Here is an 8,848-nt window from a genome sequence, read left to right as displayed (position 1 = left end):
TTGAGACCTTTCGATTCCCTGCGTCTGCTGGCGGTGCCCATCGTAGAGGGGACGGCAGGGGCACAAGAAGTTTGAGATGGGCATGTGATGGGTGTGGAGATGCGACACCGTGCCACGGCACAGTCAGAGATAGCCAACGATGACGACCGATAGCGGCATCGTCGGAGGGACGAGGGCCACCGCCGGCTCAAGCTTGGGTCCTGCCCGCTTTTCGCGCTGGGAGTGCGGATATCGCTGGCCGGGTGGAAGTTGAACTGGCTGCTGGGCAGCTAATCCAGTTGTTTCGAGTATGTGGAGGCCGCAATGAAATCCTGGTTGTCGATGCAGATTCTCCTCGATCTGTATCTGCTTACTACTGGAGCAGGGATGCCGTGGGTGCAGCGGGCAGGCAGCCGCGATGATTCGGCGTTCCGGCTTCGTCCAGATCGCGCCCTACCTCACCTGGGTTGAACCGGGCGCTGAGGCGTCGGTGGCGTACCCGACCGACAGATGCAGTCCGGCGGGTCCGATGTCGGGCTACCGGGTTCGGTGGTGACCAGCGTGCAGATCGACTGGAGACAGCAGCGCGTGCTGGTCATCGCTGCCCACCCTGACGACGAAGTCATCGGCAGCGGTGGACTGATCAGCCGAGTCAAGCGGGAGGGAGGCCAGGTTCACGTGCTTTATGCGGCTATCGATGACCTGGTCGAATACTCACCTGCGGGCGGCTCGACCGCCAGGCAGCGGTGGGCCGAGATCGAGCAGGTGGCGGAGTTTCGGCGCACCCTGCGTCTGGATGCGTCGCCTCGTGCCGAGCTCGTCGATTTGCTTGAAGGCCGTCCCGAACATGGGGTGGCGTTGCTGGTGCTGCGGCCGACAGTGGTGGTGGCGCCCGAGGTCACATACGTGAGTCTGGGGCGACGGCTCCGGTATCCAACAGCTATCTGCGCAACGATCAGTAGGGGATCAGATGAGACCATGTGAATCGGTCCGAGGTGCGCTCGGTTCAGCACCGGTGTCGCGCATCGACCGCCCGGACATCGAAACCAGTTGGCGCACCTCGCGCCGCATCAGTAACGGCAGTAAGACACTGCGGGCTGGGGTCGTGGGCCTCGGACGCCAGGCAATCAACGATCACCTGCCGGCACTCGCGCGGTCGCGCCATGTCGAGCTGGCCGCCGTCTGTGATGAGGACGCGAGGGCCGTGCGCGAGCAGGAAACCATGCACCAGGTGCCTGGCTTCGACGACTATCGCGCAATGTTCGACGCCGAGACACTCGACCTCGTGGTGGTCTGCGTGCCGCACGATGTTGGCCGGGCGGTGATCGAAGTAGCCGCGGAGCATCAGGTCCACGTCCTCAAGGAGAAACCGTTCGCCACCAACCTGATCGAAGCCATCGAACTGGCGCAGTTGTGCGAGCGATCTGGTATCGAGCTGATGGTCACGCTGCAACGGCGATTCAATCCGATCTACACGAGCTTCCCGCAGCTCGCTGACCAGATCGGCACGCCGTTTCTGATCGACGCCCGCTACACCGTCCACGTCGATGACCCCTCCGAAGGCTGGCGTGGGCAGACCGCCAAAGCGGGCGGCGGCTGCGTGATTGATATGGGCTACCACCTCATCGACCTGATCCTGTGGTACTTCGGATTGCCCGACAGCATCGCAGCCGAGCTGTCGGTCGGCGCACGACCGGACCGGTGCTATGACGCCGAAGACACCGCACTCATCCACTTCGCTTATGACAGCGGCCTCTACGGTTCGTTGCTGCTCTCGCGGTTCATCGGGCCGAAGACCGAAGAGATCCGGCTTGTCGGGTCTGACGGCGTCGTGCATCTGGAACGGGGCCGCATCCGCCGGCTGACGAACAGCGGCGAGGTCATCGAGTCGCTGCATCGTGAGCAAGCCTGGCCCTCGGCCGCGGCCTGCCAGATCGACTACTTCCACCGCGTCATCGATGGCGACCGGCCGAACCTCAGCGGTCCCGCCGAAAACCTGGATCACATGGCCTTTGTCTCCGCCTGCTACGAGGCCGCGCGCACCCGCAACTACGTCAATCCCAAGGAGCTGTTGTGACTTCACCTCTGGCGCTGCTCGGCGGGACCCCTGTCATTTCTGAGGCGGCACCGCATTTCTCATGGCCGCCACTGACAGTGGCCACCAGAATTGCCATCCTCGATCAGCTTGATGAAGGCATCTCGATCTATGACCGCTCAGGTGTCATCGCTCGACTCGAAGATGGACTCCAGCAGTACTTCGGCGCCCGCTACGCCGTCCTCACCAGCTCAGGCACCGCGGCACTGCACTCGATGTATGCCGCCTGCGGCATCGGGCCAGGTGACGAGGTGATAGTGCCGGCGTATACCTTCTTCGCTACCGCCACCCCGCTGCTGCACCTGGGCGCAACCCCCGTCCTGGGTGATTGCGACGCCAGCGGCAACCTCGATCCGGACGACGTGCCGAGACGTATCACAAAGCGCACCAAAGCCATCGTCGTCACACATATGTGGGGGATGCCAGCTCAGATTCGGCGCCTGAAAACTCTGGCGGACAGCCATGGTCTGCCACTGCTCGAAGATGCTTCCCACGCTCACGGGGCAAGCCTTGGTGGGCAGAAGCTCGGCACCTTCGGGCAAGCCGCCGCGTTCAGCATGAACGGCCCGAAGCCGCTGTCAGCAGGGGAGGGTGGCTTCGTCATTACTGATGACGAAGACGTCTACCATCGCGTCTTGCTGCACGGCCAATACAACAAGCGGTGCCGAAACGAAATCCCAGCGCACTCTGACCTCAGCCGTTTCGCCGTGACCGGTATGGGGCTCAAGCATCGCATCCATCCGTTGGCTGCAGCCATTGCCCTGGAGCAGCTGTCGCATCTGGATGAATACCTCGAAGGGCGTCAGCGCATCGCTGAGCACATCCACGACGAACTCCGGCAAGAGCCCGGTCTGACTGTCAATTGGCACGACCTGCAGGCGCGACCAGCCTGGTATGGGTTCACGATTGTCTACGACGACGCAATGTTCGACGATGTGCCGGTCGAGCGCTTCCACGCCGCGCTTCAAGCCGAAGGCTGCTACGAGATCGACCGGCCCGGATCGACTTGCCCCCTCAACCTCCTGCCGCTCTTCCAAGAGCCAGGTCCTCTGTTTGCAGGCTTCACTGGCAAACTGGCATACGCACCAGGCGACTATCCAAGGGCCGAATCTCTGCACCACGCCACGCTCAAACTCCCCGTGTGGCATCGAGACGAGGACCTACCACTCGTCGATCGCTACATCGAAGCGCTCCACAAAGTGACCACCCACCACGCCGACCTGAAAGGATAGGGCTCGATGATCGAGACACCACTGCTGGATACGTTGACACGGGAAGCCGACCAGGACGAGGTGCAACAACTCGTCGTCGGCGCCGTCGTCCAACACGGCGGCAAAGTCCTTCTGTTGCAACGCCCCGCCGACGACTTCATGGGCGGAATCTGGGAGCTTCCCAGTGGCAAGGTCGACCCCGGCGAAGCCATCGACCAAGCCCTGATTCGCGAAGTCAAGGAAGAAACCAGCCTTGAGGTAACCGCCATCACGAACTACCTCGGCAAGTTCGACTACCAGTCCGGCAGCGGCCGGAAAAGCCGACAATTCAACTTCACTGTCGAGGTCGGACACACCGAGCCCGTGGAACTCACCGAACACGACGCCTACACCTGGACCAGTCTGGCCGAGGAACCACCGGTCACGGACGCTGTGAAGAAGATACTGGCGCGCTACCGGGAAACCTGATCAGGTGCAGCTATACCCGGGCCCGGCCGTCGTCGCCCGTTGCGGCGAGCCGGTCGCCGGACTGTGCTATCGCCACCGCCCAGATGCGGCGTGCCTCTGTATCCAGCACTGTCGATTGGTCGGTGTCGGCGGTCGAATGGAGCCGGACTGTCCCGTCTCCGCAGGCCGCGGCGATATAGTGCGCTGCCGAGTCGAGGGACCAGACGCGTCCGTGTCCGATTTCGCGGCTCCGCCATGCCAGGTAGCGGGTATCGGAGGGCAGAGAATGCCCACCCGCCCCGGCACTGGGGTGAAACAACCACCGTCACCGACGGCATACACACCACCTACACCGCCTTGACCGCTAAGCGCGACAGCTGCTGCATCTCGTCGTTGCCGAGATGTTTCTGGATATGGCCGCCGCAGTGGCGCCCGAGAGCGCCGATTTGACGGATGCATCGGTCTGCTTCCTCGGCTCCTCTGAGAGCGATAGATCGTGCGAACCGGCGGGTACGCTGCGGTGGTCCGAATCGGGTTGGTGGACACAAGGGGAAGGAATCGACCAGTGATGGATGAGATCGACGTGGCGGCACAGGACGATCCGGAGTGGGTGGTGTGGTCGAGCCCCGAACGCATCGCGGGGGTGATCGACTGGCTGTTTACCGAAGCGCTGCCGAGGGTGCCCGCCGACTGGAAGACTCAGACCGGCTCGGCCAAGCCCATAGGTCCGATGCCATCGGGTGTTGATCGCTACAGCGACGAGATGGCGCTGCACTGGCTAGACCACGCCTTCGACTATTTCTTCGTCGACGAAGATGCGCTGTTCGACGCCGACAAGACAAAGTTGGTGGATGCGTTCGTGGCCTACATCGGCGAATACTTCGTCAGGCACTGCGACGGCCGCTGGATCAACGACCCCTCAATGGGCAGAGTGCTTTTCGCCGAGGACGGCCGACTTCAGAACTTCGGGCCGACGATCCGATACGACTGGACTGACGAAGCCGACTACCCGGTCAACATGCTGTTCGACTCGCCGGACGCGGAGTTCGGATCGGCCGTCGTGGGCGAGTGGTATTCGCGCGCCGTTGATTACGCCAAGGCCCATGGACTCGAGCATGAGGGCCTGGACCTACAACGAAAACACGGCCTGATCTAATCGGGGGTAGGGGGTCGGGGGATGCCTAGCGAGGAAGAAGAGCGTCGCCGACGGTATGTCGAGCAGGAGCGCCGGGAACAACGTGAGCGTTCCCGGCGTGGCCGTACCTCCCAGGACATCGGACGCTGGTTTCACTACGGCATTGCCGAGATGCGAGGTGAGACGCCCGACAGGGGTTGGCAGCACGAGGTGCCTCAGCAACTGGCTTCGGGCCGCCGCATCCACGACGCCGGCAGAGCAATAAACCAGTACGAATTTCGGGAGTACAAGGGCGCCAGGAGGCTCAAAGCCGACGACTTCACACTGAAGCAGATCAAGCTGGACCGCGAAGCCCTTACGATCGACAAAAGGGCCATGGGAGCTTGGATTGTCATCGAAGGTGCCCCGGACCAGGAGATTCGCAAAGCCCTCGATGACATGGTGCGCGACTTCGGTGACCGCTTCCGTGTTGAAGAGGTCACGCAGGAACAGGCGAGACAAGCCAAAAAGCTCGGCCGGGAACTGGAGCGCAGTCGAGAACAGCAACAGCCAGAGCTCTTCAAATCCTCGGAGCTTCGAGCAAAGGAAAGGATTCGCGAAGTCCAGAAAAAGGCCGCGGAGAGGGAGCGGACCCGAGCCGCTGCCAAGGAGGCCCTGGAGAAGCAGGAACGCGAGCGACAGATACGCGAAGAGCAGCAGAGGCAGCGCGAAGCCGTCGATCGGGTGGCCGAGCGCGTGCGCCTGGATCGGGAAGCTGCGGCCCGTGGGGAACATCCGGCTATGACCGGACACGAGGCCGCAGACATACTCCGCATCAACCGTCCGCCGCCGGGGGTTGAATCTCCCTTCCGGGAACCGCCACAGCCCACCCGCGGCGGAAGGGATGCCCCGGGCAGGGGCCGAGACCGAGGGGTAGAGCGGGGCCGCTAGCTGTGCTTGCTGAGGATCGAGGCCAGAGCGTCCTTGGCATCCCGACCGCCGAGCTGTGGCCACTTCTTGGCGAGCTGTTCTTCGGTCGAGGTGAGTCGCTTCCCGCCGGTCATCTCGGTTCGGTCGGGCCGTGGCCGGGCGCGGTGTCGAACCGGAGCAGGGGAACGTTGTAGAGGTCTGATTGCGGTTTTCGGGTCATGTCCGGTGTCAAGACTTCGATAACGAGCATTTCGGTGAGGAATTGGACGGTAGCGCCGAGGAGGTGGCTGGTGTAACCGGAGGCGGCGTGTTCCTTGAGTCCGATCGCGACGTGAATGTGTGGTTTGAGTTCGCCGCTGTCGGGGGCGTACGCGAGGGTTCCGCCTCCGAATGCTTCGACGTTGCGGAGATGAACTTTGGACCAGACGGGGGCGGCGGGGTCGTCGAGGCGGTCACAGGCGCCGACGAGGTCGACCTCGCTGAATCCGGCAATGAACGAGGGAATGTAACCCTGACGGATGTGGTGAGTGCGGCAGAACTCGTCGAGGGCGGTGTAGAAGTCGTCGCCGTGGTCGAAGACGAGGCCGAAGGAGCGTCCGAGGCGGAGTTCGTGGGCGCGCATCGTCAATGCTCCTTGCGTAGGTGGTCAGGCCAGGGCCAAGCATCTGGGTCGGCGTAGCCGCCGGAGACGGCGAATGCGTCGGCGATGACGGCCCGGTCGACAGTGAGCCCTAACAGGGTATGCAGCAAGATACGGGCCTTCAGTGGATCGAGATATCCGGCGCGTATCAAGCCCCGGGCGAGGAGGTCTTGCTCCGATCCTGGGAATCCGTAGGTAGCTGACAAGACTGTCCCGGCGCCGGCGCGTGAGGCCAGGACTACCGGAACTCTGGCAGCGAGCTCGGTGAGGATATCGACGAGGTCGGCCGGGACGTGGCCGGCACCGAACCCGGCGACGACGAGCCCGGAAACATTCCCGGAGAGGGCACGTAGACCTGTGCCGGTATCGCCGAGCGTCACGGTGACGATAGGGATATGTGGTGATGGAATAGCCCGTGCCGCTGTCGGTAGAGTCGGTCGGTGTAAGCGGCGGTTGAGCAGGCAGGGCCGATTTTCGGTGAGGAAGCCCAGCGGACCTCCGTTGGGGGAGGAGAAGGTGGCGGTGCTGGTGGTGTGAGTCTTACGGACCCGGTGTGCTGCGTGGATTTCGTCGTTGAACACCACCAGGCAGCCCTGGCCGCGCATCGTGGGATCGGCTGCGGTGAGGGTCGCGGCGAGGATATTGGCGGGGCCGTCGGCGCCGGCCAGCGTCGGGTTACGCATGGCTCCTGTGACGACCACCGGAAAGTCCGGGGTGTGGAGCAGGTCGAGCAGGTAGGCGGTTTCCTCGATGGTGTCAGTGCCCTGGGTGATGACCGCACCGTCGATATCGTCGCGTCGGGAGGCGATCTCGCTGGCGAGAGCAGCGATATCGGCCGACGTCAGACTGGCACCGGGCTTGTGCCGGAAGTCGACAGTGTCGATCGCAATACCCGTGGTGGCCAGCCCGGGGACGGCCGCCAAGAGTTGTTGCGCCGACAAAGTCGGAGTCACAGTGCCGCCGCCGGTATCGGTCATGGCGATGGTGCCACCAAGGGCGAAAACGGTGACACGGCGTGGAGATTCGACGGTAGGCACTCTAGCAGCCTAACGACCGGCGGCGTCGAGGCTGGAAAGGAAGGTGCATGCCTGGTCGAGACCAGCGGTCGACAGCAGTCGACTGCGCGGGGCACACAAACCGGCGATCCCGCTGTCGGCAAACTCAGTTGCCCGGCGAACCAGCCAACTCCAGTCCAGATCGAGGTAATCGGCCAACGCCTGAAGCCGGTCACGCGGTGATGCACCGGGCAGGACAGTGCGCGATCGTGCCCATCGGATCGCGTCATCGAACTCGCGCAGAGTCGGTCGGCGGTCGGTGACGTCGACCTGCCAGATCCGGTCGGTGTTGACCCAGTTGGCCACCAACGCGCGGTGGTTGCGGTCGAGGACGAACCCGGGAGTGGTCGTGTACTCGGGTTCGGAGCAGATGACAGTGGTGACACCGGTGGATTCGTGTAGGACCGCCGCGAGGAGTAGCAGTATCCGCTCAGGTCGTCCGGAATGATGGACGGCGGCGGGAGGGACGCAGAATGCGCGTACGGGCCGGTCGGAGTCCGGGCTGCTCGTGGCATGCAGATACCGGTACTTGTGTCCGAACAGCAGCCACGTGCTCGCCTCTTCTCCACGCTGTTCCCGGCTCCAGAACTGTGGAGTGTCGGTTAACGTGTCAGCGTTTCGCAGGATATGGCGAGCACAGACCTCCGAGCCCAGCCACATCCTCGACACCGGGGACAATTCGGCGCCGAGATCGCGCCCCAAGGCCAGATGCGGGTCGGACGTCCTTGCTTCCAGCAGCCCGACCACTTCGGCCAAGTCGGCGTCGTCATCCAGCAGCGCGCTGTCCAGGCCGGTCACAGCCCAAATGATGGCAAGTGTGAAATCATCGAGCACGTATGCGCGAGGGAACAGCAGCGGCGCCTCCGGCGAGGTGGTCGCCAGCCGGGCCCGAACTCGGCGGCGATCCATCACATAGCGACGCGGCTGATCAGCATCGTCGATGTGGGCGACCACCACCGATCGCCCCGAGCCGGACAGTGCCGGATACCGAGCCGTTCCGGTCGGCGCAGCAGCCACGATACGACCGCGATCAGGCACCGCCGCAACAACGACAGCCGGAATATCCGCCCCGGCGAAGAACCGACCCGCAGGCATGCGCAAGAAGGGAAGACGGGAGCCATCCAACCATCCGTGCGAGTCGGCGAATTCCTCTGCCGCGACGCCTGATTCGGGGTACTCGACTCCCGGAGGCAACCACGAGCCAAAGGGTTTGACAGTGCTGTCCGATCGGGCGGGAATAACGGGCGCGTTGTACTGCCGGCCGGTGGTTTCCGGTTGAAACAGTTCGGTGGCGGTGTGTCCGGGCAGCATTTTTTCCAGGATGCGGCAGTGGTGGGGGTAGGGGAGTCCTTTCACGTCGCCGGAGAGCCAGCGGTG

10 protein-coding genes are annotated in these 8,848 nt (G+C 63.5%); 6 read left to right on the top strand and 4 right to left on the bottom strand.

What is annotated here, in order from left to right; translation table 11 throughout:
* Window positions 1-531: 531 nt before the first annotated feature.
* The 4 genes from ABZV91_RS31245 to ABZV91_RS31230 are packed head-to-tail and all read left to right on the top strand — an operon-like array spanning window position 532 to window position 3,753.
* Window positions 532-963 carry a PIG-L family deacetylase gene (locus tag ABZV91_RS31245; protein ID WP_355249324.1) on the top strand — a complete coding sequence of 144 codons (432 nt, stop codon included), beginning with the start codon at window positions 532-534 and terminating at the stop codon, window positions 961-963.
* Between the two features lie 31 nt (window positions 964-994).
* The gene (locus ABZV91_RS31240; RefSeq protein ID WP_355249323.1) at window positions 995-2,056 is read left to right on the top strand and encodes a Gfo/Idh/MocA family oxidoreductase; all 1,062 of its coding nucleotides are present in this window, start codon (window positions 995-997) and stop codon (window positions 2,054-2,056) included.
* Window positions 2,053-3,306, top strand: coding sequence for a DegT/DnrJ/EryC1/StrS family aminotransferase (locus ABZV91_RS31235; protein WP_355249322.1), 1,254 nt, complete (start codon window positions 2,053-2,055; stop codon window positions 3,304-3,306). Before ABZV91_RS31240 ends, ABZV91_RS31235 begins: the two co-directional genes overlap by 4 nt.
* Before the next feature lie 6 nt (window positions 3,307-3,312).
* On the top strand, window positions 3,313-3,753 hold the full coding sequence (locus tag ABZV91_RS31230; protein ID WP_355249321.1) for an NUDIX domain-containing protein: 441 nt from the start codon (window positions 3,313-3,315) through the stop codon (window positions 3,751-3,753).
* Between the two features lie 10 nt (window positions 3,754-3,763).
* Here the strand turns inward: ABZV91_RS31230 and ABZV91_RS31225 are convergent, their stop codons facing one another.
* On the bottom strand, window positions 3,764-4,051 hold the full coding sequence (locus ABZV91_RS31225; RefSeq protein WP_355249320.1) for a hypothetical protein: 288 nt from the start codon (window positions 4,049-4,051) through the stop codon (window positions 3,764-3,766).
* A gap of 249 nt (window positions 4,052-4,300) precedes the next feature.
* Between ABZV91_RS31225 and ABZV91_RS31220 the strand changes: the two genes are divergently transcribed.
* Window positions 4,301-4,888: a hypothetical protein gene (locus ABZV91_RS31220; RefSeq protein ID WP_355249319.1), complete on the top strand. Its 588-nt coding sequence runs from the start codon at window positions 4,301-4,303 to the stop codon at window positions 4,886-4,888.
* Window positions 4,889-4,909: 21 nt separating this feature from the next.
* Window positions 4,910-5,797, top strand: coding sequence for a hypothetical protein (locus ABZV91_RS31215; protein WP_355249318.1), 888 nt, complete (start codon window positions 4,910-4,912; stop codon window positions 5,795-5,797).
* A 109-nt stretch (window positions 5,798-5,906) separates the two neighbouring features.
* Here ABZV91_RS31215 and ABZV91_RS31210 read toward each other — a convergent pair whose 3' ends face one another.
* From ABZV91_RS31210 to ABZV91_RS31200, 3 genes are all read right to left on the bottom strand, one after another.
* On the bottom strand, window positions 5,907-6,398 hold the full coding sequence (locus ABZV91_RS31210) for a PPC domain-containing DNA-binding protein (RefSeq protein WP_355249317.1): 492 nt from the start codon (window positions 6,396-6,398) through the stop codon (window positions 5,907-5,909).
* A gap of 2 nt (window positions 6,399-6,400) precedes the next feature.
* Entirely contained in the window at window positions 6,401-7,453 is a 1,053-nt protein-coding gene (locus ABZV91_RS31205; protein ID WP_355249316.1) for an asparaginase, read from the bottom strand.
* 9 nt (window positions 7,454-7,462) lie between these two features.
* Window positions 7,463-8,848: hypothetical protein (locus ABZV91_RS31200; protein WP_355249315.1), on the bottom strand; the 1,386-nt coding region annotated here is incomplete at its 5' end.

Source organism: Nocardia sp. NPDC004568, assembly GCF_040609955.1.
Lineage (GTDB): Bacteria > Actinomycetota > Actinomycetes > Mycobacteriales > Mycobacteriaceae > Nocardia.
Note: the sequence above shows the minus strand (reverse complement) of the source record. Positions and strands in the feature narration are given on the sequence as shown.

Excerpts from the sequence above, each read along its gene's own strand:
- ABZV91_RS31230 (WP_355249321.1), top strand. The coding sequence starts at position 3,313 with ATGATCGAGACACCACTGCTGGATACGTTGACACGGGAAGCCGACCAG.
- ABZV91_RS31220 (WP_355249319.1), top strand. The coding sequence starts at position 4,301 with ATGGATGAGATCGACGTGGCGGCACAGGACGATCCGGAGTGGGTGGTG.
- ABZV91_RS31215 (WP_355249318.1), top strand. The coding sequence starts at position 4,910 with ATGCCTAGCGAGGAAGAAGAGCGTCGCCGACGGTATGTCGAGCAGGAG.
- ABZV91_RS31210 (WP_355249317.1), bottom strand. The coding sequence starts at position 6,398 with ATGCGCGCCCACGAACTCCGCCTCGGACGCTCCTTCGGCCTCGTCTTC.